The sequence below is a fragment of the Thermococcus pacificus genome (assembly GCF_002214485.1).
In the GTDB taxonomy this organism is placed as follows: Archaea; Methanobacteriota_B; Thermococci; order Thermococcales; family Thermococcaceae; genus Thermococcus; species Thermococcus pacificus.
In genome coordinates, this window is record NZ_CP015102.1 from 306,554 (window position 1) to 331,526 (window position 24,973).

27 protein-coding genes are annotated in these 24,973 nt (G+C 55.4%); 12 read left to right on the plus strand and 15 right to left on the minus strand.

Annotation, left to right across the window (positions count from 1 at the left end):
* Nucleotides 1–91: 91 nt before the first annotated feature.
* Both A3L08_RS01855 and A3L08_RS01860 read left to right on the plus strand, forming a co-directional pair.
* On the plus strand, nt 92–1,429 hold the full coding sequence (locus A3L08_RS01855) for an ornithine aminotransferase (protein ID WP_088853421.1): 1,338 nt from the start codon (nt 92–94) through the stop codon (nt 1,427–1,429).
* 98 nt (nt 1,430–1,527) lie between these two features.
* Entirely contained in the window at nt 1,528–2,133 is a 606-nt protein-coding gene (locus A3L08_RS01860) for an ECF transporter S component (protein ID WP_335755221.1), read from the plus strand.
* Here the strand turns inward: A3L08_RS01860 and A3L08_RS01865 are convergent.
* From A3L08_RS01865 to A3L08_RS01880, 4 genes are all read right to left on the minus strand, one after another.
* Nucleotides 2,130–2,414: a family 4B encapsulin nanocompartment shell protein gene (locus tag A3L08_RS01865; RefSeq protein WP_088853423.1), complete on the minus strand. Its 285-nt coding sequence runs from the start codon at nt 2,412–2,414 to the stop codon at nt 2,130–2,132. The two genes, A3L08_RS01860 and A3L08_RS01865, sit on opposite strands and share 4 nt — an antisense overlap.
* Nucleotides 2,411–3,082, minus strand: coding sequence for a deoxyribose-phosphate aldolase (deoC, locus tag A3L08_RS01870; protein WP_088853424.1), 672 nt, complete (start codon nt 3,080–3,082; stop codon nt 2,411–2,413). The genes A3L08_RS01865 and deoC overlap by 4 nt, the downstream gene beginning before the upstream one ends.
* Nucleotides 3,083–3,172: 90 nt before the next feature.
* Entirely contained in the window at nt 3,173–3,499 is a 327-nt protein-coding gene (locus tag A3L08_RS01875; protein WP_232461743.1) for a hypothetical protein, read from the minus strand.
* 30 nt (nt 3,500–3,529) lie between these two features.
* Nucleotides 3,530–4,747 (minus strand): CGP-CTERM-anchored Cys-rich protein, encoded by a 1,218-nt coding sequence (locus A3L08_RS01880; protein WP_088853425.1) that lies wholly within the window; start codon nt 4,745–4,747, stop codon nt 3,530–3,532.
* 114 nt (nt 4,748–4,861) lie between these two features.
* Between A3L08_RS01880 and eno the strand changes: the two genes are divergently transcribed.
* On the plus strand, nt 4,862–6,154 hold the full coding sequence (gene eno, locus A3L08_RS01885) for a phosphopyruvate hydratase (protein WP_088853426.1): 1,293 nt from the start codon (nt 4,862–4,864) through the stop codon (nt 6,152–6,154).
* Here eno and A3L08_RS01890 read toward each other — a convergent pair.
* On the minus strand, nt 6,135–6,632 hold the full coding sequence (locus A3L08_RS01890) for a PadR family transcriptional regulator (protein ID WP_088853427.1): 498 nt from the start codon (nt 6,630–6,632) through the stop codon (nt 6,135–6,137). The genes eno and A3L08_RS01890 overlap by 20 nt on opposite strands.
* 133 nt (nt 6,633–6,765) lie before the next feature.
* Between A3L08_RS01890 and A3L08_RS01895 the strand changes: the two genes are divergently transcribed.
* Together A3L08_RS01895 and A3L08_RS01900 are read left to right on the plus strand one after the other, a co-directional pair.
* Nucleotides 6,766–10,884 carry an MMPL family transporter gene (locus tag A3L08_RS01895; protein WP_088853428.1) on the plus strand — a complete coding sequence of 1,373 codons (4,119 nt, stop codon included), beginning with the start codon at nt 6,766–6,768 and terminating at the stop codon, nt 10,882–10,884.
* Between the two features lie 88 nt (nt 10,885–10,972).
* Nucleotides 10,973–11,809, plus strand: a complete 837-nt coding sequence (locus A3L08_RS01900; RefSeq protein WP_088853429.1) for a radical SAM protein — start codon at nt 10,973–10,975, stop codon at nt 11,807–11,809.
* A gap of 62 nt (nt 11,810–11,871) precedes the next feature.
* On the opposite strand, the gene A3L08_RS01905 is transcribed toward A3L08_RS01900, so the two are convergent.
* From A3L08_RS01905 to A3L08_RS01915, 3 genes are read right to left on the minus strand one after another with little or no spacing between them, the layout of a single operon-like run.
* Nucleotides 11,872–12,324: an Lrp/AsnC family transcriptional regulator gene (locus A3L08_RS01905; protein WP_088853430.1), complete on the minus strand. Its 453-nt coding sequence runs from the start codon at nt 12,322–12,324 to the stop codon at nt 11,872–11,874.
* Between the two features lie 55 nt (nt 12,325–12,379).
* Nucleotides 12,380–12,934, minus strand: coding sequence for an XTP/dITP diphosphatase (locus tag A3L08_RS01910; protein WP_088853431.1), 555 nt, complete (start codon nt 12,932–12,934; stop codon nt 12,380–12,382).
* A gap of 46 nt (nt 12,935–12,980) precedes the next feature.
* Entirely contained in the window at nt 12,981–13,469 is a 489-nt protein-coding gene (locus A3L08_RS01915; protein ID WP_088853432.1) for an adenosine-specific kinase, read from the minus strand.
* A 71-nt stretch (nt 13,470–13,540) separates the two neighbouring features.
* On the opposite strand from A3L08_RS01915, the gene A3L08_RS01920 reads away from it, so the two are divergent.
* Nucleotides 13,541–14,458, plus strand: coding sequence for an Lrp/AsnC family transcriptional regulator (locus tag A3L08_RS01920; RefSeq protein WP_088853433.1), 918 nt, complete (start codon nt 13,541–13,543; stop codon nt 14,456–14,458).
* On the opposite strand, the gene A3L08_RS01925 is transcribed toward A3L08_RS01920, so the two are convergent.
* Nucleotides 14,455–15,387: an SPASM domain-containing protein gene (locus A3L08_RS01925; RefSeq protein WP_088853434.1), complete on the minus strand. Its 933-nt coding sequence runs from the start codon at nt 15,385–15,387 to the stop codon at nt 14,455–14,457. The genes A3L08_RS01920 and A3L08_RS01925 overlap by 4 nt on opposite strands.
* Before the next feature lie 101 nt (nt 15,388–15,488).
* Nucleotides 15,489–15,917 carry a molybdenum cofactor biosynthesis protein MoaE gene (locus tag A3L08_RS01930; RefSeq protein WP_088853435.1) on the minus strand — a complete coding sequence of 143 codons (429 nt, stop codon included), beginning with the start codon at nt 15,915–15,917 and terminating at the stop codon, nt 15,489–15,491.
* A gap of 92 nt (nt 15,918–16,009) precedes the next feature.
* On the opposite strand from A3L08_RS01930, the gene A3L08_RS01935 reads away from it, so the two are divergent.
* Entirely contained in the window at nt 16,010–16,852 is an 843-nt protein-coding gene (locus A3L08_RS01935) for a hypothetical protein (protein WP_088853436.1), read from the plus strand.
* On the opposite strand, the gene A3L08_RS01940 is transcribed toward A3L08_RS01935, so the two are convergent.
* The 3 genes from A3L08_RS01940 to A3L08_RS01950 are packed head-to-tail and all read right to left on the minus strand — an operon-like array spanning nt 16,845 to nt 18,383.
* Nucleotides 16,845–17,543 (minus strand): ThiF family adenylyltransferase, encoded by a 699-nt coding sequence (locus A3L08_RS01940; protein ID WP_088853437.1) that lies wholly within the window; start codon nt 17,541–17,543, stop codon nt 16,845–16,847. The genes A3L08_RS01935 and A3L08_RS01940 overlap by 8 nt on opposite strands.
* A gap of 1 nt (nt 17,544) precedes the next feature.
* A complete protein-coding gene (locus tag A3L08_RS01945; RefSeq protein ID WP_088853438.1) occupies nt 17,545–17,811 on the minus strand; it encodes a ubiquitin-like small modifier protein 1 in 267 nt (88 codons plus the stop codon).
* Nucleotides 17,812–17,867: 56 nt separating this feature from the next.
* Nucleotides 17,868–18,383 (minus strand): CDP-2,3-bis-(O-geranylgeranyl)-sn-glycerol synthase, encoded by a 516-nt coding sequence (locus A3L08_RS01950; RefSeq protein ID WP_088853439.1) that lies wholly within the window; start codon nt 18,381–18,383, stop codon nt 17,868–17,870.
* Between the two features lie 242 nt (nt 18,384–18,625).
* On the opposite strand from A3L08_RS01950, the gene A3L08_RS01955 reads away from it, so the two are divergent.
* From A3L08_RS01955 to A3L08_RS01975, 5 genes are read left to right on the plus strand one after another with little or no spacing between them, the layout of a single operon-like run.
* The gene (locus tag A3L08_RS01955) at nt 18,626–19,531 is read left to right on the plus strand and encodes an LEA type 2 family protein (RefSeq protein WP_088853440.1); all 906 of its coding nucleotides are present in this window, start codon (nt 18,626–18,628) and stop codon (nt 19,529–19,531) included.
* 43 nt (nt 19,532–19,574) lie between these two features.
* Nucleotides 19,575–20,093: a DUF3201 domain-containing protein gene (locus A3L08_RS01960; protein ID WP_088853441.1), complete on the plus strand. Its 519-nt coding sequence runs from the start codon at nt 19,575–19,577 to the stop codon at nt 20,091–20,093.
* Nucleotides 20,094–20,104: 11 nt separating this feature from the next.
* On the plus strand, nt 20,105–21,262 hold the full coding sequence (locus tag A3L08_RS01965; protein WP_088853442.1) for an RsmB/NOP family class I SAM-dependent RNA methyltransferase: 1,158 nt from the start codon (nt 20,105–20,107) through the stop codon (nt 21,260–21,262).
* On the plus strand, nt 21,259–22,311 hold the full coding sequence (locus tag A3L08_RS01970; RefSeq protein ID WP_088853443.1) for a lysylphosphatidylglycerol synthase transmembrane domain-containing protein: 1,053 nt from the start codon (nt 21,259–21,261) through the stop codon (nt 22,309–22,311). Before A3L08_RS01965 ends, A3L08_RS01970 begins: the two co-directional genes overlap by 4 nt.
* A gap of 11 nt (nt 22,312–22,322) precedes the next feature.
* The gene (locus A3L08_RS01975; RefSeq protein WP_088853444.1) at nt 22,323–23,159 is read left to right on the plus strand and encodes an NAD(+) kinase; all 837 of its coding nucleotides are present in this window, start codon (nt 22,323–22,325) and stop codon (nt 23,157–23,159) included.
* Here A3L08_RS01975 and A3L08_RS01980 read toward each other — a convergent pair.
* Both A3L08_RS01980 and A3L08_RS01985 read right to left on the minus strand, forming a co-directional pair.
* A complete protein-coding gene (locus tag A3L08_RS01980; protein ID WP_088853445.1) occupies nt 23,156–23,926 on the minus strand; it encodes a DUF835 domain-containing protein in 771 nt (256 codons plus the stop codon). The two genes, A3L08_RS01975 and A3L08_RS01980, sit on opposite strands and share 4 nt — an antisense overlap.
* The gene (locus tag A3L08_RS01985; RefSeq protein ID WP_088853446.1) at nt 23,917–24,894 is read right to left on the minus strand and encodes a bifunctional N(6)-L-threonylcarbamoyladenine synthase/serine/threonine protein kinase; all 978 of its coding nucleotides are present in this window, start codon (nt 24,892–24,894) and stop codon (nt 23,917–23,919) included. Before A3L08_RS01985 ends, A3L08_RS01980 begins: the two co-directional genes overlap by 10 nt.
* Nucleotides 24,895–24,973 lie beyond the last annotated feature (79 nt).

Here is a 24,973-nt window from a genome sequence, read left to right on the forward strand (position 1 = left end):
CCGGATTCTCTCGAAAAATCTTCGGTCAAAGATGTGCATCGATGAACACAGGCTTATATAGGAGAATCCCCATCCCCCACTGGTGATGCACATGGTGGTTAGGCCGAACGTTAAGGAACTCCCTGGGCCGAAGGCCAAGGAGGTCATAAAGAGGAACTTTGAGTTTCTCGCATACACGACCCAGGACCCCGAGACCCTCCCGATAGTCATCGACCACGGTGACGGAATCCTCGTCTACGACGTCGACGGAAACACCTTCTACGACTTCGGAAGCGGAGTCGGTGTCCTCAACGTGGGCCACGCCCACCCGCGCGTCGTCGAGGCCGTCAAGAGGCAGGCAGAGAAGTTCACCCACTTCGCGCTCAACGACTTCTTCTATGAGAACGCGGTCATACTCGCCCAGAAGCTCGCCGAGCTCGCCCCCGGCGACTTCCCGAAGAAGGTCGTCTACCAGAACAGCGGTGCCGAGGCCAACGAGGCCATGATGAAGCTCGTCAAGTACGGAACAGGCAGGAAGAGGTTCATAGCCTTCTACCACGCCTTCCACGGAAGGACGCAGGCGGTTCTCAGCCTCACCGCCAGCAAGTGGGTCCAGCAGGACAGGTTCTTCCCGACGATGCCCGGCGTTGAACACATCCCCTACCCGAACCCCTACAGGAACCCCTGGCATATCGACGGTTACGCCGAGCCGGACGAGCTCGTTAACCGGGTTATCGAGTTCATAGAGGAGTACGTTTTCAGGCACGTCCCGCCGCACGAGGTCGGCGCGATAGTCTTCGAGCCGATACAGGGTGAAGGCGGCTACGTCGTCCCGCCGAAGAACTTCTTCAAGGAGCTCAAGAAGCTCGCCGACAGCTACGGAATCCTCCTGGCAGACGACGAGGTCCAGATGGGCGTCGGTAGGACGGGCAAGTTCTGGGCCATCGAGCACTTCGGCGTTGCCCCAGACACCATCCAGTTCGGTAAGGCCATAGGCGGCGGAATTCCGCTGGCGGGTGTCGTCCACAGAGCCGACATAGCTTTCGACAAGCCGGGCAGGCACGCCTCGACCTTCGGCGGCAACCCTGTTGCCATAGCCGCCGGACTTGAAGTCGTCGAGATCGTCAAGGAGCTCCTCCCGCACGTCCAGGAAGTTGGAGACTACCTCCACAAGTACCTCAAGGAGTTCGAGGAGAAGTACGAGGTCATCGGTGACGCTCGCGGTCTCGGACTGGCCCAGGCAGTCGAGATCGTCAAGAGCAAGGACACCAAGGAGAAGAACCCCGAGTTGAGGGACAGGATCGTCAAGGAAGCGGTAAAGCGCGGACTCATCCTCCTCGGCTGCGGCGACAACAGCATAAGGTTCATCCCACCGCTGACCATCCAGAAGGAGGAGATCGACGTCGCCATGGAGATCTTCGAGGAGAGTCTCAAGGCTGCTCTCCAGTGATCTTTTTCTCTTTCATCTTCGAAATCCCTCCATTGTAACCCCTACCACCCTTCTGCTGAGACATCTTTTTAAAGCCGTAACTTGAAATAGCGTCGGTGATGGGCATGAGCGAGCTGACAGAGATACTCAAACCTTACGGACCCTACGTCCTTGCCGGGGTCACGCTGCTCTACGTGCTCTACCTCTACCTCAACAGGAAGAAGTTCAAGAGCGCAAGTGTGCTTGCAATATCCGCGGTCATGGCGGCCGTTGTTGGCGTCACAACAGCGTTCATAACCATATCCACGCCGGCGACGGGCGGCTACCTCAACTTCGGTGACACTATGGTTATGTTCTCGGCGATGGTCTTTGGGCCCGTCGTCGGAGTCTTCGCAGGCGGGGTCGGTTCCGCCCTTGGGGACATAATAGCAGGCTACCCAGGCTGGGCACCGATAACCCTCGTTGTCAAGGGGCTTGAGGGCCTCGTCATCGGCTATCTGGCCAGAAAGAGCGACAACGTTGGCAACCTCATAGTAGCAGGCGTTGTCGGTGGAATGATAATGGTCCTCGGCTACTTCTCCTTCGAGGCATACATGTACGGTGTTCCGGCAGCTGCGACGGAGATACCCGTGAACACCCTCCAGGCAGTTACCGGAGTCATCGTTGGAACCGGACTGGCAAAGGCAATAAAGAAGAGGTATCCTGAGGTGGAGGACTTCGTCTAAACCTCCAGCTTCTTTAATTCTTCCCACATCTCGTTTTCAGCGAGCAGGGGCTCGATGGATATCCTCCTCGAGGCGCGCTTCATCTGGCCAAGGTACTTTGAGTCCGCCACAACAGCGTCGTAGCCAAGCTCCTCTATCTTATAAATCTTGAACCCACACCCGCGGAGCACCTCGGCCGCGTGCTCTATGAACTGAGGCCCCACGAGGATTATATCCGGCTCAAGTCCCTCACTCTTGAGCTCATTAACAGCCTTGTGGAGGAGGTCTTTGAGCTCCTTCATTTCGATGCACCCTCCACAATCTTTACCCCGCTTGAGGTACCAATCCTCGTTGCTCCAGCCTCTATCATGGCAAGAGCCTGCTCGTAAGTCCTTATTCCGCCAGATGCCTTAACCCCCATCTCCGGGCCAACGGTCTTCCTCATCAATCTGACGTCCTCAACCGTTGCACCGCCCGTTCCAAAGCCGGTCGAGGTCTTAACGAAGTCCGCTCCGGCCTCCTTCGCCAGCTCGCAGGCCTTCACCTTCTCCTCCTCGGTGAGGTAGCAGGTCTCGATAATGACCTTGACCTTGGCGCCCTTTTCGTGGGCGACCCTGACGACCTCGGCTATGTCGTTCCTGACGTAGTCGTAGTCTTTATCCTTCAGCGCGCCGATGTTGATGACCATGTCGAGCTCGTCGGCACCGTCTTCAATGGCCCTCTTAGCCTCGAAGACCTTAACTTCGGTTGGAGTTGCCCCGAGCGGAAAACCAATAACGCTCGCGACCTTGACGTCGGCGTTCTTTTCCCTCAGGTAATCCTTGGCGAGCTTGACGCGGTAGGGGTTCACGCAAACGGCATAGAAGCCGTACTGTATGGCTTCGTCGCAGAGCTTCTTTATGTCCTCTTCAGTGGCGTAGGGCTTCAAGTTTGTATGATCAATGTAGCGCGCAATCTCCCGAGCGTTCATCAATGACCACCTAACATCGATAGCTCGGAAGAACTATTTAGCGTTTTCCCCTTCCTCCATGAAAAACGAAGATACAAAGAACAGAATTTCTCAAAGGGAACCCTCCAGCTCTCTCAATACAGATACCAAGCGTTCCTCAACGCGGGGCTCGCCAAGATCCGGCCTAACCCTCCCCTCGGCTATCTCCTCAAGAACCTTAACCGCGTTGTCCCAGCTTTCTTCGAGGGTTTTTCCCTTGGGAATATGGTTTCTGAGCACGTGCCACCTGCCAGTTTCCTCGGAATAAACGAGAACCCTCGGGATGTAGTCTAGGTCAAGAAAGGTGTTGTCAAGGCTCAGCTCAATCCTGAGGCCGTCTAACTCGATGTAACCCTCCTCGCGGAGCCGCCTCTTCCAGTCCTTGGCAGTCATGGTCATCGGTGAAAATCGGAAGGTGGGTTTAAAAGTTCATCTCCTCCACAGGAGGGCCACCAGGGATAGGCCGACGATTAAAGCCGGACCGCATATACTCTCACCCGACGAATCCCCGCTGGTAGCGCTGGAACTTGAAGGGGAGGGTTTGGTCATGGTAGGGCCAACGTAAGCCGTCCCGTTCGGGAGCTTGTACTCGGGTATAACGTTGGTGAAGCACTTGACGAGCTTCGGGTTCAGGCTCTTATCGTAGGGTATCCAGCTGTAAGTGCCGTTCTTCGTCTCGTACCATCCTACGTGGGAGTTCCATCCAGCGTTCCCCCACTCGGACACCCTCGCTATCTCCTCTATATCCTCCTCGTCGATTTTGAGGGCGCCAACACTAATCAGCCATTCAAGCTCCGTTTTCATGGCTTCAGAAGCGTTAACCTTCGAGGGTTCAACGACGGGGACTGGCTTAGTTACCGAAGTTTTGGTCAGGTTAAATGAATTACTGCAGGAAACACCAAAAGCTCCGAGAAACTCCTCGACGGACGCCTTTACCTCCTCGTCGCTCACGTTCGCTCCCTCAACACTCAGTTCAAAGCGACCTGCTTTTATGACGCTGGAAGGATCAACGCCGTGCTCCTTGAGACAGGATTCAAAGGCAGGATTTGGCTTCCACGTGCATACTCCATTAACGCAGCCACAGCTTGTCATGGCCAGGCACGTGTACCACGGACGATAAACACAGGGCGTCATTATACCTGAGGCCTTCTCTCTGGGCGCGCACATCTCACCGGAGCACCCTCCCGTGGCGCAGTCCGCGTCGGAGGTGCACTCACTCCCTTTGACCGGGCTGAGTGTTATTCTGATCCCGCCTTTTTCAAAGGTTGTGTTGTCCCTTACTTTCCAGCCCGTTCTCTTCAGTTTCTCAATCCCCTCGTTTAGCAGGAAGAGGGAAACGTTCAGATGGGCACTTAAAGCTGTCTCGGACTCCCACTTAACCGGGATTTGAATCCTAATGTGAGGCCCATCGCTCGCATTCCAAAGGACAACGTATAGCCTCCGGTCGTAGTGGGAGCGGAATACGAAGGTCCCGTTCTCGATTACCGCGTTGTGGAGGGCATTGAAAGCGGGGTACGGCCTGTAAACTACCCCCGGTTTGTTGAGAACAACTTCCACCGCGTAGGCATCGGCAGGACTCATGCAGGCCTCAGCAAAAGGTGTTAGGGTGAACACCAAGAACACTATGAGGGCCGCGAGCCTCTTCATTCTCTCACCAGGGAAAGTAGGGCGTCAGAATATATACGCCTATCCATAACTTCGGCCCGGGTTGAAGCTAAAACCTTTATATGTTCACCGAGAATATCACCCGAGGTGATTGACATGGAGAACCCGTTTGAGATTACAGGAGTCGTTGCGAGGGAGATACTCGACAGCAGGGGAAACCCAACCGTTGAGGTCGAGGTCTACACGCCGATAAGCATGGGTAGAGCCGCCGTTCCGAGTGGAGCAAGCACCGGAACCCATGAAGCCCTTGAGCTCCGCGACGGCGGAACCCGCTACCACGGAAAGGGCGTTAGGAGGGCTGTGGAAAACGTCAACAAGATAATCGCACCCGAGATCATCGGAATGGACGTCACCTGGCAGAGGGACATAGACAACCTCATGCTCGAGCTTGATGGAACCGAGAACAAGAGCAACCTCGGCGCCAACGCAATCCTCGGCGTTTCCCTAGCCGTTGCAAAGGCGGCCGCCAACGCTCTGGGCCTTCCGCTCTACCAGTACATCGGCGGAACCAACGCCTACGTCATGCCCGTCCCAATGAGCAACGTCATCAACGGCGGCGTTCACGCGGGCAACGAGCTGGACTTCCAGGAGTTCATGATCATGCCCGTCGGTGCCGACTCATTCAGGGAGGCAATAAGGTGGGTTAGTGAGACCTACCACGTCCTCAAGAAGGTCATCGCCGAGCGCTACGGTAAGAACGCCATAAACGTCGGTGACGAGGGCGGCTTCGCCCCGCCGATGAAGGAGGTAACCGAGCCGCTCGACGTCCTCATCAAGGCCATTGAAGAAGCCGGCTACAAGCCCGGCGACGAGATAGCCTTCGCCCTCGACGCGGCATCGAGCGAGTTCTTCCACCCGGACAAGGGCAAGTACGTCGTCGCTGGAAAGGAGTACGACAAGGGCGAGCTTTTGGAGCTCTACAGGGAGCTAGTCGGCACCTACCCGATAGTCTCAATTGAGGACCCGTTCCACGAGGAGGACTGGGAAGGCTTCGCCATGATAACGAAGGAACTCGGAAGCAAGATACAGATCGTCGGCGACGACCTCTTCGTCACCAACCCGAAGAGGATAAGGAAGGGAATCGAGCTTGGCGCCGCCAACGCGCTCCTCCTCAAGGTCAACCAGATAGGAACGCTGAGCGAGGCCATCGATGCCGCTTACACCGCCTTCAGGGCAGGTTACGGCGTCGTCGTCTCCCACAGGAGCGGTGAGACTGAAGATGCCACAATAGCCGACCTCGCGGTCGCCCTCAACGCCGGCCAGATAAAGACCGGTGCCCCAGCCAGGAGCGACAGGAACGCCAAGTACAACCAGCTGATAAGGATAGAAGAGGAGCTTGAGGGAATAGCCCTCTATCCGGGCAGGAAGTTCAGGAACCCGTTCCTCTGAGCTCTTTTTCCCTCTTCAGCTCTTTAAGCTCCCTTTTTTTCTCCTCCAGGATGTCGATGATGCCATCCAACAGTTCTATGTAGCTGTCTATGGCCGTGGCGGCTATCTCCTTCCCGTAGCCCAGCTCCCTGAGCTTCTCGCGAAGCCTCTCGTGGTACTGAACGGCCAGATACAGGGACTTCAGGGCGAGCTCGTTTGCCTCCCTAAGATAGAGCCACCCATTCTCGGTGAGCGCGTACTTAACGATTCTTCTCTTTCCCCTGTATTCTTCCCTCGGCTCTATCAGCCCTTCCTCCGCCAGCTTGTTGAGCATGGTGTAGAGATTGCCATGGCTTGGCTTCCAGTTGCCGAAGGTCATTTTCTCTATCTCCTTCAGAATCTCGTAACCGTGGGCCTCTCCTTTTAAGCCGATGATGAGGAGTATCATGTTTTTCATAGGCACTGTGTAGAGGTTTCTCACCACGTTTGAATCCTGCATGCTCTCACCACCAAGCGAAAGGCTTATAAGTTCAGCCCGACCCATATATGTCTGAATTAAACATATTTTAATTAGATAGATTTACAATCAACATATTCATGACAACGACTTAAAAACCTTTGGGGGTGTCGCGATGGCCTGGAACGAGTGGATAGCCAAGCACGCGAAGCTCGTGCTTCTCGCTTGGATAGTCGTGATAATCCTAATGTCTCCCCTCGCGGCAAAGCTGAGCGAGGTCACCAACTACAGCGAGGAGCAGATGGTGTCCCACAACATAGAGTCCATAAAGGTCCAGGACATAATCTCCGAAGAGTTCTCAGGGGCACAGAATGAGAACCTGACGTACCTGCTCATCACGAACGTAAGCGTCAACGACGAGAGGGCGAGAGAAGCTTACTATTCTTTCAAGGAGCGTGTTGAAGGCAAATACGCCGACAACGTGACCTCTTACTACGATGCCCTCGACGGGCTCTGGGACATGACCTACGACCTCACGCTTAACATAACTAAGATGACAGCGAACGTCACGGGGCTTCTCTACACAACCGCGATTCAGACGAACGAGGGCTTTGGCCAGCTTCTCGCCGCGGTTTACCAGCTCGGTAACACCACCGAGATGGTCAAAAACGGCCTCGTCGGTGCCGCGCAGGGTTATTTAGCTCTGAAGCAGAACGTTACTGGCCTTTACAACCAGACGGTTCTCCTCAGGAACGCGCTCAATCAGACCGACTTAGCTTACGTCGCCCTCCACAGAAACCTCACTTCAACAGCCGGAATGCTCAAGTCGCTCAACTCCACGCTGGCGGAGCTAAACCAGGGACTTTACACGCTGAATGCAACCTATGGAAAGACCTACATGGGAGTGATAGCCGTTCACAGGGCGGTTCTAGCGAGCGGAGCCTATGAGAGGGGAAGCCTAACCCAGGCCGAGGCGCAGGCCATAGCCAGCCAAACCGGAACAACGCCGGAGTTCGTCTACGCGGTCTTCAACTCGGTTTACCCAGTCTATGCCAGCGCGGGGAGTGGCGCAATCACCGACACGTTCCTCGCCAACGTTACGGAGGGCATCGTCAAAGCCGGCTCACCGGCGGAGCAGGTTCCCCTTGTCGAGGCCTATGGAAGAGCTTTCTACTTCGGAGTTAGGGCCTTCGACGAAAAAGTCGGAAGCGAGTATGCCCTCCAGAGCATGGGCCCGGAGGAGCTAGCCCAGGCAGTCTCGGGGATAGCCACGTCAGCCCTTCAGAGCCTTCCTGAGGTGATAGCCCAGAGCAACCAGACGGTTGAGGTTGAGGGCTTTGGAACCATCGACGCAAAGACCTTCTCCGGAATAGTCGAGACGGCGATTTCACTCGGACCAAACCCAAGTGCCGAGGCCGTTGAGAACGCCACCGTCGAAGTCGCGCTCTCGTTCATGGGCAACGTTCCAAACAACCCACTCTCAGGGCTTCCAAACGCAAAAGAAGTTCTGAAAGAGCTTTTAAAGACCGGGCCGACGAAGGAGCTTGAGAGGAGCATTCTCCTCTCGGGCATGGCGGAGAACCTTCCAGCCGAGGCTTCCCAGTTCGCCCCAGTCATCGTCGATGCGGTTCTGACTTACGACGAGAACGCCACCAGAGTTCTCTCAAAAGACCCAAGTGTTCTTGAGGAGGCCACAATCTCTGTCCTCAAGGGCATAACGACCCAGATGGGTCTGAGCGTTGACGAGAACCTACTGAAGGAGCTATACGAGAGCAACGGAAGCCCGGAGGTTCTTGATAAGGTCGCCCTTGAAATGCTCAAGGCCGGAACAGCTGAGCAGCTGTCCAGGGCTGGCGTTCCAAACGCCGAGGCTATAGCGGATGTAATCGTCAAAACCGCCGCCGAAGACCCCCAGGGAATAATAAGCGGTGAGAGGCTTGAAGAAGCAACCGTAAAGGTCGTTTCCGCGCTTAGCTCCGGCATGGGCGGAAATGCAGAGTTCGACGTTTCGGAGATTGTGAAGGGACTCTACGAGGGAGCAGACCCAAGGGAGCTGGCCGAAAACCTCTTCCTCGAAGGGGCCAGGGAGCAGATGGAGAATGCCAACGTGAGCGTCCCCGAGGAGTTCAGGGGAGTTTTCCTCAACCTGACCGAGACGATAGTGAAGAACTACCCCATGGGCGAGGAGGAGATAGCAAAGCTCGTCAAGGGGACGGTGAGGTCCTTCGTAGAGTCCTACGCAAAGAACAACCCCTACGGCATCGAAATAACCTTTGACACCTCGAAGCTCGTGGATATAGCCTTCGAGTTCAAGGACAGGCCGGATGCAATGACGATGGACGACGTCAAGCCGTTAGCTGAGGCGCTGTTCCCAACGGTGCTAGAGAAGGCGGGAACTTACTTGAGCATGCTCAAGAGCGACGACAACACTACGATGCTCATAACCTTCGTCCCGCGCGGAAGGCCTGGGCCGAGTGAAGATATCTACAAGTACAGGGCAGAAAACGCGAAGCGCGTGAAGGAGATAGCCCTCGAGGAGTTTGGAAAGTACTTTCCGGAGGTTGATGGCGCCCTCGGAGGAACGCCGGTTCAGGCGCACGAGATGACAGAGTACGGCCAGAGGGACAACAGCGTCACCACCAGGGCGAGCATGATAATGGCGCTCGTGGTTCTCTTCATACTCATGGGAATGGCCCTCCTCGCGACCTTCCTGCCGTTTACGGGAGTTGCGACCTCTGCTTTAACCGCCCTGGGAATAGCCTATCTGCTCGCGAAGGGAGGAATAATCGACGTCGGTAGCTGGGCGCAGATGCTGACGATAACTACCGCCCTCGGTCTCGGTATCGACTACTCGACCTACTACGTCCACCGCTTCAGGGAGTACATTGCCGAGGGCTACGAGCACGAGAAGGCAGTGGCAGAAGCGCTGAAGAGGGCCAAGGACGCAGTTTTGGCGAGCGCCTTCACCGACATCATAGCCTTCGCCTCCTTCGTCCTCGCCTGGGAGTTCCCGATATTCCAGCAGATGGGCATAATAGCCCCGCTCGCGGTCGTTTCAGTCCTCATCGCGAGCTTAACGTTCATCCCGGCAATAACCGCCCTCATCGGCGACAAGAGCTGGTTCTGGTGGCCGAGGCACATCAAGCACGCCAGCGCCTTGGACGTCCACGAGAGGAGCAAGATTGCCGAGTGGGTAGTCAAGCACGCCAAGGTGGTTCTCATAATAGCACTCCTCATAGCGGCACCAGCAACCTACACCTTCGTGACCTTCAAGGGAACCCACGACATGAGCCTCTTCCTGCCTGAGGACAGTGAGACCCTCAAGTTCATGACGCTCAGCCAGGAAAAGCTCGGCGCGTCGCTGATGTCCCCCAACTACGTGATAATCGAGTTCAGCGGCAACGTTAGCGACGACGACCTCAAGCTCATAGACGAAATAACCGCCCACATATCCACGATGGAGGGTGTTAAGGCTGTCTATTCACCGACGAGACCCTACGGAGAGCCTGTCAGCAATTTAACCCTCTCGGCAGTGAAGGCCCTCGGCGGCGACAGGTTCATCTCCTCAAGGGGCGACAAGGTCATGATACAGGTCGAGAGCAGTTACAGGCCAACCGACGAGGAGGCCAAGAACCTCGTGAAGGCACTAAGGGCTTACGTTAGGGAAGTTGCCGAGAAGAACCCGAGGATCAAGGCCGGCCTTGTTGGAGGAGGCGCAGCGCTCTCAATGGACCTAACGGACAGGATAAACGACATCTTCTGGCACAGAATAATCCCAGTGGCCTTAGTGCTCATGTTCCTATCCCTGATACCGACCCTCAAGGGACTGCCGGCAGTGGCCTCCACGATGATCACGATATTCCTCGGCGTCATGACGAGCATCTGGGTCTCAACGTGGCTCTTCGAGAGGGTCTTTGGGCAGGAAGTCATGTGGTTCCTGCCGCTGATGGTCTTCGTCGTGCTCATGGGAGTCGGCATCGACTACAACAGCTTCTACCTCGTCAAGGCAAGGGACGAGTTCGAGCGCAGGAAGCCAGACGAGGCGCTGATAGTTGCCGCCGGAACGATGGACAAGCTCGTCATAGGCCTCGCAGTGGTTCTAGCGAGCACCTACGGTGCACTGATGCTCAGCAGCACGTGGGGAACGAGGGAGATGGGCTTCGCATTGGCGGCAGGAATACTCCTGACGGCGACTATGGCGGTCTACTTCATTGGCCCTGCCTTCATGAGCCTCTTTGGCGAGAAAGCCTGGTGGCCGCTGTTCAAGAACCGCGGGGAAGCAGGGAAGAAGTGACTTTCCCTTCCCATTTTTGTTCCAAAACCGTTATATTTTTCCCAACTTTTCTCCAGATGCCAAAAGAAGAACTCGATCGGTGTTCCAGATGACGGAACGAAAAAAGCTCAAAATCTACATCCCAGGCATCAAATTTCCCTCCGTTTCCGTTACCGGAAATGCCTGCGCTTTAAACTGCGCCCACTGCGGGAAGCACTACCTTGAGGGCATGAGGAAGCCGGAGCGGGGAGAGCTTTTGAGTTACTGCCTCGACCTTTCCAGAAAGGGTTACGCCGGCTGTTTGCTGAGCGGCGGGATGGACGGAAGGATGAAGGTCCCGCTGGATTTCTATGCCGACGAAATCAGGGAGATAAAGAGGAGAACCAACCTCAAGCTCAACGCCCACGTCGGCTTTATAGACGAGAACGATTTGGAGTGGCTCCGCTGGGTGGATGTGGTTTCCCTTGACTTCGTCGGCGATGACGATGTGATAAAGCGGGTCTACAAAATAGACAAGACTGTGAAAGACTACCTTAGAATCCTCGACATCCTCACGGAGAACGGAATAAGAGTTGCGCCGCACATAACCATTGGCCTGGACTTTGGAAAAATCCACTGGGAATACAAGACCATAGACCTGCTGATGAACTATCCTATAGACGTTCTCGTTCTAGATGTGCTCATCCCGACGAAGGGAACGGAGATGGAGAACGTTCCAAAACCGAGCGTCGAGGAGAGCCTGAAGGTCGTGAAATACGCCAGGGAGCGCTTTGATGGTGAGATAAGCATAGGCTGCATGCGGCCGCTCGGAAAATGGAGGTTGGACTTCGACAGGGGGGCGGTTTTGGCTGGGGTAGACAGGCTGACAAACCCGCCGAGGAAGATAATCGAATGGGCAAAAACAGTAAGGGACGTTGAGGTAATCTACGAGTGCTGCGTTATGTAGGGCTCACCAAACCTCGCTTCATCACGTATCAGAAAGGAGAACGCCGATCATCGCCCCAGGCTTCACAGCTCCTCCTTCACGGTGACGAAGGACACCATCGTCACCGTCTGGCCGACGCCCCTTATCTCCCTCAGCCTGTCAACCACTATCCGGCCGACCTCTTCAGAGCTGGGGGCGCGGACCTTTATCAATAAATCCCACTCGCCGGCTATTATGTGCACCTCGTAGACACCCTCAAGGGCCGCTATCCTCTCAGCCACTTCCCTCTGGTTGAGGCCCGAATCCGGGTCGTAGCGCGCCAAAATAAAGGCGGTTGTGCCGAGGTTTAGCTTCTTGTAGTTGGGTTTGACCGTGAACTTCTCTATTACACCATCCTCTACGAGCTTCTTGATGCGGTAGTGGACGGTGGTCCGGGGTATGCCGAGCTTCTTGCTCAGGCTGGCTATGTTCTCCCTCGAGTTCTCCTTAAGCTCCTTCAACAGGCGCATATCAGCAGCATCAAGAGCGTTTACCATGGCTACCCCCTTCGTCACCTGTTCAATGACAACTGATGGATTTGGAACGTTGGGCTTATTTAAGGTTTTCCTTTAGCCACTCTGCAAAGGCTTTTAAAGCCCTTCCCCGGTGTGATATTCTGTTCTTCTCCTTGGTTGTCATTTCGGCGAAAGTCCTCTCGAATCCCGACGGTTTGAAAACCGGGTCAAAGCCGAACCCCTTACTTCCGCGCTTCCCTCGGGTTATTTCCCCATCAACCCTGCCGGTGAAGAGGTGCACCTCACCGTCCCAGTAAGCTACGACGCTCTTGAAGTAGGCACTCCTGTCCTCGACGCCCTCCATGAGCTTCAGGATTCCGTCTATGCCGAGCGTTTTGTACACGTAGGCGGAATAAACGCCCGGAAAGCCGTTGAGGGCATTTATGAAAAGTCCTGAGTCGTCGAGGAAGAAAGGGCCGTCTATCCTCTTGGCGAGCCACTTAGCGCCGTACTCGGCCACTTCCTCGAGTGTATCGGCCTGTATCTCGGGATAGGGGAAGTGAAGCTGATAAACCTCAACGCCAAGGGGTTCAAAGTACTTCTTAGCTTCCTCAACCTTTCCAGGGTTAGACGTGATGAAAGCTATCCTCATGGAACCACCGGAAGAAAAGAGCGGGAAGAAGTAAAAAGGTTGTCGTTCAGTCGAACTTATAGCCTATCTTCTCGACGAGCTCTCTGCGTTCCCTCTTGAGTTCCTCGTCCTCAATCCTGTTGGCGGCCTTGCCATCCACCACGCCGAGGACGCTCCTTCCGAGTTCCGTCTCCGCAACTATCACCTGGAAGGGATTCTCGCTGGCCCCGTAGACCATTGCCACTGCCGGGTGATTCTTCACCGCGTTGAGAACGTTTATCGGGAAGGCGTTCTTCATGAGGATGACGAAGACGTGGCCCGCGCCAATCTTCAGTGCGTTCTTTGCCGCGAGCTGCTCAAGCTCCTCGTCGTTTCCGGTGAAGCGCGTGAGCTGGGGTTTGGCCTCGTTCATGGCCACGCCGAACTTTATGCCCGGAACTGTTGTGAGGAGAGTCTTCGCCAGGTCGTCGACGGTGAATATTGAGAAGTTGCCCTGCCCGATTATCACCTCGACGCCCTCTGGCTTTTCAATGTCAATGACCTCTATCTTCACCATGGTCACCACCGGAAGGATTTAATATCCCAACCGATATAACTTTTTCCCGTCCGGTAAAATGGTGAGGTAAAATGCCCGAACCAGTCATGGAGGAGCTGGAACTTCTTGTTGAGATTCTGGACCGGCACCCTCTAGAGAGCCTAAGGAGGATAGCCGAGAGCGAGGGGATAGAATACTACAGGCTCAAAAGGCTACATGACAAATACTACGGGAAGTACCTCACCGTGAGCGCCTCAGCAAACATCCGGAGGATAGGCCTCCGAAGCTTCGTTGCGTTTCTAAGCGTTTCCCCCGACAGGCTAATGGAGGTCGCGAGCAGAGTTACCCGGAATCCCTTCATAGGCTATGCAAATCCAGCCTTCGGCTTTAAGAACGGACTCTCCCTTACAATCTATGTCCCAGACAAACAGAAGAAGCTCGTGGGCAAGATGCTCTCAAAATATTCGGACGACTATGAGTACTACGAAGTCAGGGCATACCCCTATAGTGGCGACGAGGACTTCGGTGACTGGTATTTAAGCTACGACTACGCGGTTCTCCTCGACATTCTGAAATGGGACGCAAGGACACCTATAACCGAGATATCGCGGCGGCTGGGAAAAAGCAGACCAACCGTGAGGTACATGATAAAGCGCCTGCAGGAGGAGGGCATCATTGTGAAGTTCGCCCCCTTAGTGGACATGAACATCCACAACAGGGGCGTCATAGGATTAACGAAGCACCTGGACGACGAGGTTCTAGAGAGGTTCAAGGAGTACGAGATAACGGTCGGTGTCCTCCCGGGGTACGGCTACATTCTCGAGTGGTTCTTCTCGTCGAAGGAAGACCTCGGGAGCAAGGTTCTGGAGTTCAGCAACTACGTGGAGAAGCTTCTCATAGAGTACTTCGACCCGGTTTTCAAGGAGATGAACGACAGGAATTTAAAGGACAGGTACCAGAGGATGGTTAAAGAGGATGGAAACGGCTACCGCTCCATTCTGGAGTTCTAAAGGAATACCGGGCAGTATTCGAGGCCGTCGATTTCCCCAGTCGCCTGGTATTCAAGGGCCCTGCAGTCGTGGCATATATACCTGAAGGGGCAGTTGCTGCAAGTTCCTATCCTATCCTTCGTCATCCTCCAGAACTCCTTGAGGCGCTTCTTCCTGAGGATTCCCTTTATACTGGTCTCCTTTGCGTCGGCAACGATGTTGTTGCGGAGAAGCGGACATGGCAGGGCGTAGCCGTCGGCAGTTATCGCGAGCGTCCCAGCAAGGCAGTCGTGGTACCGCTCGGTAGTCGGGTTGAGGATGCGCCTCATCTCTATTACATTGAAGTCCAACTTTCTGGCCGAGCCGGGGTAGAGGACGTCGAGGTATATCTCCCCTGGAAAGGTGGTCTTGAGACCCCTTAGCCCATCCAGATCCGAACCCTTTACCATCACCAGAGCCCCGTGGAGCCAGTCCCGAGCCTCAAGCCTCTGGACGTTCTCTGGAGAGTACTCAAGCTCCGCTATGAAGCGAACTCCATCAATTGGCCGTATTTCATCGACGTCATCGAGGAGAACCACCGCGTAGACCTCAGGAACCTCTATCTCCGCGGCGTAGGCAGCTATGGACAAGAGGTAATCATGGCTGTCGTAGTTGGTGAGCCAGAGCTCCCTTCCGCCCGCAAGCTTGAACTCCTTTATCAGCTCCCTCACGCGCTCGACGCTCAGGGGCTCCCTTCGGAGTATGAAGGAGTTGTTGCCGATGCATCCGATGGAACGAGGGATTCCAGTAACTTCGGAGAACCTGCCCTTCCCAGAGCCGAGCTGGAGGATGAGCCTCTCAAGCCTGCCGCTATGGGGCCTGTCGCTCCAGGGAGGCTTGGCGACCGAGACCACGTTTGGAGAGAGGGCAATGCCAAACGCCTGAGCGGTATCATAAGCCACCTTCTCCATTGAAGCACCACCGTAGGAAAATGGGCAGAAACGTATATATACTTTTTCTATTCCGATTTTGCATACCACTTTAGAAAGTTTGCAAAAAATGAAAAATCCCCTCATCCCTCAGGCACAACCCTGTCCCCCTCGATCCAGAAGGTTCCCTCATCAGTTACCTCCTTCTTCCAGATCGGGACGCGCTTCTTCACTTCATCGATGGCCCATGAACAGGCCTCAAAGGCCTCTCTCCTGTGCTTTCCGCTGGCTATGATCAGTATCGTGTCCTGGCCAACCCTGAGCTCCCCGTAACGGTGCCAGATGAGCATGTCCAGGATCGGGAACTTCTCAAGGGCCTCCTTTCGTATGCGCTCCATCTCAGCCTCGGCCATCTCAGGGTAGGCCTCGTAGATGAGCTTCTCAACCCGTCTCCCGTGGTTCTCGTTCCTCACCTTTCCGAGGAAGAAGACGTAAGCCCCAGCTTCCGGAACCAGGAGGTGGCCCAGGGCTTCATTGAGGTCGAAGGGTTCCTTCGTGAGCCTGACTTTCATGGCGATCCCCGAGAAAACTACGCGCCGGGAGTTAAAAATTGAGCGGTGGAAAGGTTTAAGTGATTCGGGGAGCATGCTATCCAGGTGAAAGGATGAAAAGGTACGCGGTACTGTTCATCGCGATTCTTCTCATTGGCCTCGTGGCAGGCTGTCTAGGCAGAAACAGCGGCGAAACGACGCCGAGCGGCACCACGAGCAGTGCAACTCAGAGTATAACGAAAAAGGTAGAAACGACCACCACGACCCAGACCCCAAAGGGGCCGGACCTCGATGAGCTGCTGAAGACTGTGAACTCGATAAGACAGTTCACGTACACCAGCAACGCCACGCTGAGGATGCTCGTGACGATAGAGCAGGGCAACACCTCCGAGACGGACAACGTGACCCTCAACGTCCTCGAGAACGGATACATGGACTACGAATCCTGGAGCGCGTGGATAAACTCCACGACGGTGAGCCTGCCGGACGGGGCTAAAACCAACATGTCCAGGATAGTGGTGGACAACATCACATACATCCAGAGCATAGTGGGCTGGGTGAAGGCTGAGGATACAGGGGCGAGCGAGATAGTCTGGAGGTACAGCATCGTCGGCCTGGCGAAGGAGTACCTGGGGGAGAAGCCGAGCTCGGTCGAGAACAACGGGACATTGAAGCTCGTCTACCACATCCCCGACTACAGGCTGAGGCCCTTCGCAACGGTCTACTTCGCCACCTCCTCGGAGACGGTGGTGAACGTTGAGGACGGCAGGCTGGAGCTCTACTTCAGGGACGGCCAGCTCGTCGGCGGGAGGCTGAGCTTCAGTGTCAGCTCAGAGACCGACGTAAATGATCCGACTCTGGGCGAGATGAAGATCACTCAGAACGGAACCTGGGACGAGACCTTCAAGATAACCTCGATAAACGAAAAGAAGGCCGTGAAGGCCCCGTCTACCTGAGATCAACAACGTCGAAGGTGTTGAATGCAAGGTCAACTAGGAGCAGCTTGTTGAGAAGGGGCTCGCCTATGCCGGTGAGGAGCTTTATGACCTCCATTGTCTGAATCGAGCCTATAACTCCCGCCGTCGCCCCCAGAATCGGGAATTTTCCGCTCTTTTCTTTTATATTCGGGAAGATTTCCCTGAGGCTCTTCGTTATTCCCGGCACTACCGTCGTCACTTGGCCAAAGGTTCCCTCGACGGCCCCGTGAACGAGGGGAACGCGCTTCCTCTGGGAGTAATCGTCGAGCAGAAACCTCGTCTCGAAGTTGTCGAGGCAGTCTACTATGATATCCACGCCCGCGAGGACGTCATCGATGTTCGACTCGTCAAGGCGCCCCACGAAGGTCTCTATCCTTACCTCGGAGTTGAAGCGCTCCAGCTTCCACTTAGCGGAGAGGGGCTTGGGGTTCTTTTCCAGATCCTCCTCCCAGTGGAGTATCTGCCTGTTGAGGTTGCTGAGCTCCGGTGTTTGCTCGTCTATGAGGAGTATGGTACCTATCCCAGCCGCGGCCAAGTAGTAGGCAACCGGACTTCCGAGGCCGCCGACTCCAACGACTGCCACCTTCGAGTTCTTCAGCTTCTCCTGCCCTTCTTTCCCGAGTATCATGATCTGCCTGTCGTAGCGCTCAAGCTCCTTCTCGCTCAGCATTTCAACCACCACTCACCGGCGGGAAGAGGGCGACGACATCACCGTCGTGGAGAACCTCATCGAAGCGGACGTAGCGACCGTTTCTGGAGACGTTGACGTCGGCTAAATCATCGTCCTCAGCAAAGACCTCGTTCCTGAGAACCGGATGCTTCTCCCGCAAAATCTCTATCAGCTCGCCGACTGTTATACCATCCGGGACTTCCAGCTCCTCCTCGCCCTTCCCCACGAGGGAGCGGTACCTTGCAAAATAGCGAACGGTAACCTTCATTCCCACCACCGAGAAAAGTTGGATGGAGGGTTAAAAAGGGTTGCTGGACGGCTTTGCTACCAGGGCACGCTCTTCCAGCCCATCTTGTAGGCGAAGTAGTTGGCCCCCCAGTGGATGAAGGGCGAGACCACGAGGAGGAAGATTATTTGGCCGCTGGAGAGCGTCTTGACCGGATACGCGAGGGCGAGGGCAGTTATGAGGAAGCCGAGCTGGTCGAGGCCTATGGCCGGGGCGCCCCTCGGCAGGTTCGCGCGCCTCTTGAAGAAGCTCCCGATGAGATCTCCGAGGAGGGCACCGAAGGAGAGGAGAAAAGCTAGCAGGACGGCAGTCCTAAGGTCGCCGTAGAAGCTAGGGGTTATGTGGTACTGGACAATCCCCACGAGAGTGCCTATAGAAACACCGCCTATGAAGCCGCGCCACGTTTTTCCGTCCCCGAAAAGCCTCCTCCCGTCCCGCCAGGTTCTACCGCCATCGATGGGCCTGCCTCCACCGACCAGAACCGGAGAGGCGTTGGCGAAGTACGCCGGAAGGATGTACCAAAACGCCCAGAGGAGGGATGAGAGCAATCCCATTATTCCACCCTTGACGAGTATTAACTAGCCGTTTTAAAGCTACCGCTCTCCACCCTTCAGGCAGTCCACTAGCCTCTCCAGTACCCCCCGTCCATGTGTTCCAGTATGAACCGGACTATCCTCTCGGCGATCTCGTTGCGTTTGATGGCGAACTCTATGCTCTCGTGCTCTACACATACTTCAAAGGGAAGAGAGCAAGAGAGATTTAAACGCTCCGAATGAAGAAAAGATAAGGTGAGAAAATGAACCTGAAAGCCGCAATCCTTGGACTTGCCATCGCCATTATCCTATGGGCAGGCTACGCCGTCTACGCCGCCTACACGCTCCACCCCCAGCTGAGTGCCCAGTGGGGCTACGTCGATGAGAAGACCACAGAGATATGGCTGGACGCAGAGCTGAGCAAGCCCCTCCTTGTCCCTGCATCGATAAGCAACCTCACGATAGAGTTCATGGGGGTGCCCATAGCAGAGGCGGAGAGGTTCGACTACAGCCCGACGGGGAGGAACGCGAGGCTCGCCCTGGCGGTAGACAACAAAAACCTCGTGCGCGCCCTGGTGAAGTATTTCGAGAGCGGGCAGAGGGGCACGGTTAACGTGGCACTCAGGGGCAAACTGCTCGGCGTGATCCCGATAAACACCGATATCCACCAGGAGATAAGTGAGAACATCCTCGGCTACCTCAACCTCAGCGCGGAGAGCAAGGACGTCGCCGGCGGGCTTGTAAAGACCCCTGCACTGGTTGGGACAACCTTCGACTGGGTCGGAGAAGAGGGAGGAAACGCAGTCCTGACCGCCCACATAAAGTTATACAACCCCAACGGGTTCGCAATTCCAGTAGGCAACATCAGCTTCGAGATCCAAGCCAACGACATCAAGGTAGGCCACGGAAAGACCACCAAGGGCGTTGTGATACCTGCGAAGGGCTACGCCACAGTGGACGTTAAAACCTACATCGAAGAGGACTCGCTGCCGAAAGTCTGGGCGACCCACATCAGGAACGGAGAGGTCAGCAAGGTGAAGGCGGACGTATTCCTTGACATGACCTTCATGAAACAGAGCTACAGGATAAAGCTCGCCAGCTACGAGGAGAGCGTGGAGACCGACATAATGGGCGAGCTCAACAGCATGCTGAACGAAGCTTTCGGATGAAGATTTTTAAGGACCCCCTCTTTTCCATCTTCAGGTGAGAACCATGAACGTGAGAGAGGTGCACGACTTTCTGAACGAGATGTGGGAGGGCATATTCACGCTCAACGAGGAACTCAAGGCCGAGCTCCCTGTTGAGGGATTCAAGGTGGAGGACGTTGAGGAGGTCTTCGGAGCTTACGTCTTCCTGGACGGCGAGTGGAGGCTCATGAAGTACCCCCATCCAGCGTTCGAGATAAAGCCCCAGATTGAAGTCGGCGCCACACCGGAGAGCTACTACTTCGTCGTTGCCGTCCCGAAGGAGAAGGTGAGCGAGAACTTCGTCGGGCTGTTCATCGAAATCTTCCCCAGGAGCTTCATCTACGGCGCTGAGGACTTTCTGAACGACGTCTACAACTGGAGGCGCGACGGGAAGGTCTCGCCAAGCGAGATACTCGAGAAGATCTCCAAGAGCGACGAGAAGGTCTTCCAGTTCGAGGCCAACTTTGACTCCGCAAAGGCCCTGAAGCAGGGGGTAAAGAGGCTCATAGAGCTTGGAAAACGCTTTGAAATCTTCGACCTCTGAGGTGTTCCCGCGTGAGCTACGAGGACGCTTTTCCGCCGGAGCTGAGGGAGTACTACCGAAGACTCTTCGGGAGCGAAGCGGAGGAGATAATGGCCTCTCTCAGGACGCCGGTGGAGAAGTACTACATCCGCGTCAACACGCTCAAGACGAGCCGCTCGAAGCTGATGAGCATTCTGAAAAAGGAGGGCCTGAAGCCGAAGAGGAGCCCCTACCTCAAGGAGGGGATATACTTCGAGAGGGAAGGCCCGAACTTTCCCGATGATTACGAGCCTGGCCTCCCGGTGGTGAGGGCCAACAAGTTCGCGAGTGAAAGCGTCTACCAGGGCGCGATGCTCTACGCACCGGGTGTTCTTCAGGCGGACAAGAAGATTAAGCCCGGCGATGAGGTGGAGATAAGGGATCCAAGGGGCCTCCTCGTCGGCGTTGGAATAGCCAGGATGAGCGCCAAGGAGATGATACTGTCAACGAGGGGCTTAGCTGTCGAGGTTACGCTCCCCAAGTTCAGGCTGCCCAGTCTCAGCGAGCTGGAGAGCTTTAGGGAGGGCCTCTTCTACGCCCAGAGTCTGCCCTCGATGGTGGTTGCCCACGTTTTAGAGCCAAGCGAGGAGGAGCTTATAATTGACATGGCGGCGGCACCGGGCGGAAAGACGAGCCACATATCTCAGCTCATGCAGAACAGGGGCGAGATAATAGCAATTGACAAATCGAGGAACAGGCTGAAGAAGACCGAGGAAGAGCTGAACAGGCTGGGCGTTAAGAACGTTAAGCTGCTCCACATGGACTCCAGGAAGCTACCTGAGCTCGGAATCGAGGCGGACAAGATACTACTCGATGCACCCTGCACCGCACTGGGAATACGGCCGAAACTCTGGGAGAGCAGAACTCCAAAGGACATCGAGGCGACGGCGCGCTACCAGAGGCACTTCATAAACGCCGCCATAAAGTCCCTCAGGAAGGACGGCGTTCTCGTTTACTCAACCTGCACGCTCTCGCTTGAAGAGAACGAGGCCAACGTAAGGTACATGCTCGAAAAAGGCTTAAAGCTCGAGGAGCAGAGCGTATTCATAGGGTCGCACGGGATAGACCTCGACGGTGTGCAGAGGTTTTATCCAAACAGGCACCTCACGCAGGGCTTCTTCATAGCGAGGCTCAGGAAGGTGAAGGGATGAACCACAGGAAGTACTCGCTCCTGGGCGTTGGTCTGCTCATAATATTCCTGCTCCTATGGTGGGCCGGCCTAGAGGACGTCCTGGAGATACTCAGAACGGCCAGACCCGACTACTTTGCCCTGGCAGTTCTGGCCTACATAGGGTCCCTCCTGGCCTGGGCCCTCCGCTGGCGTGTCCTCCTCAAGAGTCTCGACATAGGTGTCGGGTTCAAAACCATCGTAGGGGCCCTGTTCGCCGGTGTTTTCGTAAACAACGTCACGCCCGGAGCGAGGGGCGGTGGAGAGCCCGTTAGGATGTATTACATCTCAAAGAGGACGGGGGAACCCTACGGCCACGTCTTCGCCACCGTCATGATGGACAGGATAATGGACGTCATCCCGGTGGTGTTCATGCTCCTCATTGCCACGGTTCACGTGTACCGCCTGGGCTCATTCACGCTCACGCTCACCATCTTCCTCCTCGACGTCTTCTTCGCCTTCGTAACCCTTGCCACAGTTGGAATCCTGCTGAGCGAAAGAAAAACAAAGGGAATACTCTACTGGTTCTACCGCCGGTTCAAGAGGCTGATGCCCGGAAAGGCCATCAAGTACGAGGAGAAGTTCGTTCACGCCGTCGAGGTGAGCGTCCCACAGTTCCAGGAGAACTTCAAAGTCCTCATGAGGCACAAGAGGGCCTTCGTCCTCTCGCTCTTCTGGTCCTTTGTTTCGTGGACGCTGATACTCCTGAGGTCTTACTTCATCTTCATCAGCATAAACAGCCCGATAAAGCTCGTCGACGTCATGGTCGTTCAGATGATAGGCATCGTCGTCGGCATGTTCGCAGTGGTTCCGGGCGGGGCCGGCCTCATTGAGGCCATAAACTCCGGAGTCTACGTCCTCCTTGGGATAAACAAGGAGATAGCGGTCACCGCGACGATCCTGGAGAGGCTCATCTCTTACTGGGCGCCTACTTTCATAGGCGCTGGCATCCTGACACACTTCGGCATCAAGATCGAGGAGAAGAGGGCCAGCGACAACGATATAAACGAAGAGGCCCAAGAGAAAGGTTAGCGGTGTGCACCATGAGGTTCGGGGTCGTGGCCAGGAGGGACAAAGAGGCGGCACTTAAGCTGGCCTACCGCGTTTACGATTTCCTCAAGGTAAGCGGATATGAGGTTATAGTTGACGAGGAGACTCATCAGCACTTTCCCCACTTCAGGGAGGGCGACGTCCTCCCCCTTGAGGACTTCGACGTGGACTTCATAATAGTCATCGGCGGCGACGGTACGATACTTCGAGTGGAGCACAGGACAAAGAAGGAGATACCCATCCTGGGAATAAACATGGGCACGCTCGGTTTCCTCACGGAGGTGGAGCCGCACGAGGCGTTTTTTGCCATCAGCAAGCTCATCGAGGGCGAGTACTACATAGACGAGAGGATAAAGCTCCGAACGTACCTCAAGGGCGAGAACAGGGTTCCGGATGCGCTCAACGAGGTTGCTGTTCTCACGGGCGTTCCTGGAAAGATAATACACCTAAAGTACTACGTGGACGGCGGTCTGGCCGATGAGATAAGGTCGGACGGCCTGATAGTCTCGACCCCGACAGGCTCGACGGGCTACGCCATGAGTGCCGGCGGCCCCTTCGTTGACCCGAGGCTGGAGGCGGTTGTTATAGCCCCCCTCGCCCCGATAGCCCTCAGCTCAAGGCCCATAATAGTCCCCGCATTCAGCACGATAGACATAAGGAATCTCTCCCTCACCAGGGAGATAATACTAGCGGTGGACGGTCAGTTCTACACCTACCTCAGCCCCGACACCGAAATAACCGTGAAACTCTCCCCCCGGAAGGCCCGGTTCGTACGCTTCACTAACGATGTGTATCCCAAGTATACCCTGAGACTAAAAAACAGGTTTTAGATGGGCTCAAACTCCTTGAGGAGAAGGGCTTTCTCCCTTTCGCTTAGAACAGCATTGTCAATGAATAAGATGAGACCGGAGCCATACTTAAGGACGATGTGGTCCCTGAGGTTCGTGAGGAACTTGAAGACCGTTTTGAAGTCGTTGTAGAGAAGCAGGTATTCAACGCAGTCTATCACGATGACGGAGCCCTTAACCTCCTTCGCAAACTGTATTGCAGTCTCTTGTATCACGTGAAGCTTCGTTGGGGGCACTCCAGCGTCGGTGGCCTGAGTAACCCAGACGGTGGTAACGAGCTCGCCCAATCCCGCGTAGAAATGCGGTGAGCGTGTGAATATCAACGCGGGCATCCCATGCTCCCTGATTATTTTGACAATCTCCACGAGTTTTTCCCGGCCTCCCAGGAGTACGTATGCCCCCATGAGCCCCGAGGGGTTGGGCTTGAACTCCACGGTTTTAGGAGGGATGTACGACCTCTCCAGGAGGAGCACGTAGTTTATCATTGCGTATATCACACCGAGGATTGAGACACCATAAAGCACTGCAAAAGCCGCGTCCTGGTACGGAAGGGGGTAAAAGTCCGTTATGAGATCAAGAAGCCTTCCGACGAAGGCAAACCCTATGAAAACCGCCGCGCTACGGATAAACGGCCTTAGCTCGGCTACATAACGGTTCCACCTCTTGAGGAAGAACCACCATATGTAGCCCATCCCAACCAGAAGGACGACGTCGTACACTAAGATGTACCACGGAACCGTTAGTTCCATACAACTTCCACCTCATCGGTGCGGAACTTCTGCTTCACTACGGTATCTTTTATGTTAAATCTTACGCCACCGCGGTACATCCTCAGGCCGGTGTAGGCTATCATGGCCCCGTTGTCCCTGCAGAGGTCGTAGGGCGGGACGAAAAACTTGATTCCACGATCCTCAGTCATGATCCTGAGCATCTCCCTGAGCCGGTTGTTAGCTGCAACACCACCCACGAGGACGACCTCTTCCTTGCCGGTGTGCGCTACAGCCCTCTCGGTAACCTCAACGAGGGCAGAGAAGGTAGTTTCCTGGAAAGAATAGGCCAGATCCTCAACGCGGTACTTTCCGGTTCTGTACTTCCTGACAGCCTCAGTTAGGACGCCGGAGAAGCTCAGATCCATTCCCTTTACGGCGTAAGGGAGCTCAATGTAGCGCTTGCCCTTGAGGGCCAGCTTTTCAATCTTCGGGCCCCCTGGAAAGCCTATTCCCAGTTCCCGGGCAAAGGTGTCGATCGCGTTGCCTATGCCTATGTCGAGCGTCTCGCCGAAGACTCGGTAGCGGCCACCCTCCAAAGCGAGAACCTGCGTGTTTCCGCCGCTCACGTAGAGACCAACCGGGTCTTTGACGCCGAACATCTTCGTTATCTCAACGTGGGCGATGCAGTGGTTTACTCCAACTATCGGCCTGTTGTATTTTATTGCCAGCGCCCTTGCCGCCGTAGCGACAACCCGAAGTGCAGGGCCAAGACCGGGCCCCTGGGAGAACGCTATAACGTCAACGTCTTCCATCGTTATCCCAGCTGTCTCAAGCGCCTTCCTGAGGAGGGGTTTGAGAAGGCGCGCGTGATGTTCTGCGGCCTCCTTCGGGTGGATTCCGCCCTTCTCGGTGGTGAGAGTGTCAAATACGTTGGCAAGGACTTTCTTTTCGGTAACGATGCCTATGCCGAGGGTGTGGGCGGTTCCCTCGATGCCTAACGCTATCATCGTCCCCACTGCGAGTGGAGAGATTAAAAAGGTTACCCAAGTGGGCAAAGGTGGACAAAATTGAAAGGCCGCTGGAAGA

Excerpts from the sequence above, each read along its gene's own strand:
- A3L08_RS01855 (WP_088853421.1), top strand. The coding sequence starts at position 92 with ATGGTGGTTAGGCCGAACGTTAAGGAACTCCCTGGGCCGAAGGCCAAG.
- A3L08_RS01860 (WP_335755221.1), top strand. The coding sequence starts at position 1,528 with ATGGGCATGAGCGAGCTGACAGAGATACTCAAACCTTACGGACCCTAC.
- A3L08_RS01865 (WP_088853423.1), bottom strand. The coding sequence starts at position 2,414 with ATGAAGGAGCTCAAAGACCTCCTCCACAAGGCTGTTAATGAGCTCAAG.
- deoC (WP_088853424.1), bottom strand. The coding sequence starts at position 3,082 with ATGAACGCTCGGGAGATTGCGCGCTACATTGATCATACAAACTTGAAG.
- A3L08_RS01875 (WP_232461743.1), bottom strand. The coding sequence starts at position 3,499 with ATGACCATGACTGCCAAGGACTGGAAGAGGCGGCTCCGCGAGGAGGGT.
- A3L08_RS01880 (WP_088853425.1), bottom strand. The coding sequence starts at position 4,747 with ATGAAGAGGCTCGCGGCCCTCATAGTGTTCTTGGTGTTCACCCTAACA.
- eno (WP_088853426.1), top strand. The coding sequence starts at position 4,862 with ATGGAGAACCCGTTTGAGATTACAGGAGTCGTTGCGAGGGAGATACTC.
- A3L08_RS01890 (WP_088853427.1), bottom strand. The coding sequence starts at position 6,632 with ATGCAGGATTCAAACGTGGTGAGAAACCTCTACACAGTGCCTATGAAA.
- A3L08_RS01895 (WP_088853428.1), top strand. The coding sequence starts at position 6,766 with ATGGCCTGGAACGAGTGGATAGCCAAGCACGCGAAGCTCGTGCTTCTC.
- A3L08_RS01900 (WP_088853429.1), top strand. The coding sequence starts at position 10,973 with ATGACGGAACGAAAAAAGCTCAAAATCTACATCCCAGGCATCAAATTT.
- A3L08_RS01905 (WP_088853430.1), bottom strand. The coding sequence starts at position 12,324 with ATGGTAAACGCTCTTGATGCTGCTGATATGCGCCTGTTGAAGGAGCTT.
- A3L08_RS01910 (WP_088853431.1), bottom strand. The coding sequence starts at position 12,934 with ATGAGGATAGCTTTCATCACGTCTAACCCTGGAAAGGTTGAGGAAGCT.
- A3L08_RS01915 (WP_088853432.1), bottom strand. The coding sequence starts at position 13,469 with ATGGTGAAGATAGAGGTCATTGACATTGAAAAGCCAGAGGGCGTCGAG.
- A3L08_RS01920 (WP_088853433.1), top strand. The coding sequence starts at position 13,541 with ATGCCCGAACCAGTCATGGAGGAGCTGGAACTTCTTGTTGAGATTCTG.
- A3L08_RS01925 (WP_088853434.1), bottom strand. The coding sequence starts at position 15,387 with ATGGAGAAGGTGGCTTATGATACCGCTCAGGCGTTTGGCATTGCCCTC.
- A3L08_RS01930 (WP_088853435.1), bottom strand. The coding sequence starts at position 15,917 with ATGAAAGTCAGGCTCACGAAGGAACCCTTCGACCTCAATGAAGCCCTG.
- A3L08_RS01935 (WP_088853436.1), top strand. The coding sequence starts at position 16,010 with ATGAAAAGGTACGCGGTACTGTTCATCGCGATTCTTCTCATTGGCCTC.
- A3L08_RS01940 (WP_088853437.1), bottom strand. The coding sequence starts at position 17,543 with ATGCTGAGCGAGAAGGAGCTTGAGCGCTACGACAGGCAGATCATGATA.
- A3L08_RS01945 (WP_088853438.1), bottom strand. The coding sequence starts at position 17,811 with ATGAAGGTTACCGTTCGCTATTTTGCAAGGTACCGCTCCCTCGTGGGG.
- A3L08_RS01950 (WP_088853439.1), bottom strand. The coding sequence starts at position 18,383 with ATGGGATTGCTCTCATCCCTCCTCTGGGCGTTTTGGTACATCCTTCCG.
- A3L08_RS01955 (WP_088853440.1), top strand. The coding sequence starts at position 18,626 with ATGAACCTGAAAGCCGCAATCCTTGGACTTGCCATCGCCATTATCCTA.
- A3L08_RS01960 (WP_088853441.1), top strand. The coding sequence starts at position 19,575 with ATGAACGTGAGAGAGGTGCACGACTTTCTGAACGAGATGTGGGAGGGC.
- A3L08_RS01970 (WP_088853443.1), top strand. The coding sequence starts at position 21,259 with ATGAACCACAGGAAGTACTCGCTCCTGGGCGTTGGTCTGCTCATAATA.
- A3L08_RS01975 (WP_088853444.1), top strand. The coding sequence starts at position 22,323 with ATGAGGTTCGGGGTCGTGGCCAGGAGGGACAAAGAGGCGGCACTTAAG.
- A3L08_RS01980 (WP_088853445.1), bottom strand. The coding sequence starts at position 23,926 with ATGGAACTAACGGTTCCGTGGTACATCTTAGTGTACGACGTCGTCCTT.
- A3L08_RS01985 (WP_088853446.1), bottom strand. The coding sequence starts at position 24,894 with ATGATAGCGTTAGGCATCGAGGGAACCGCCCACACCCTCGGCATAGGC.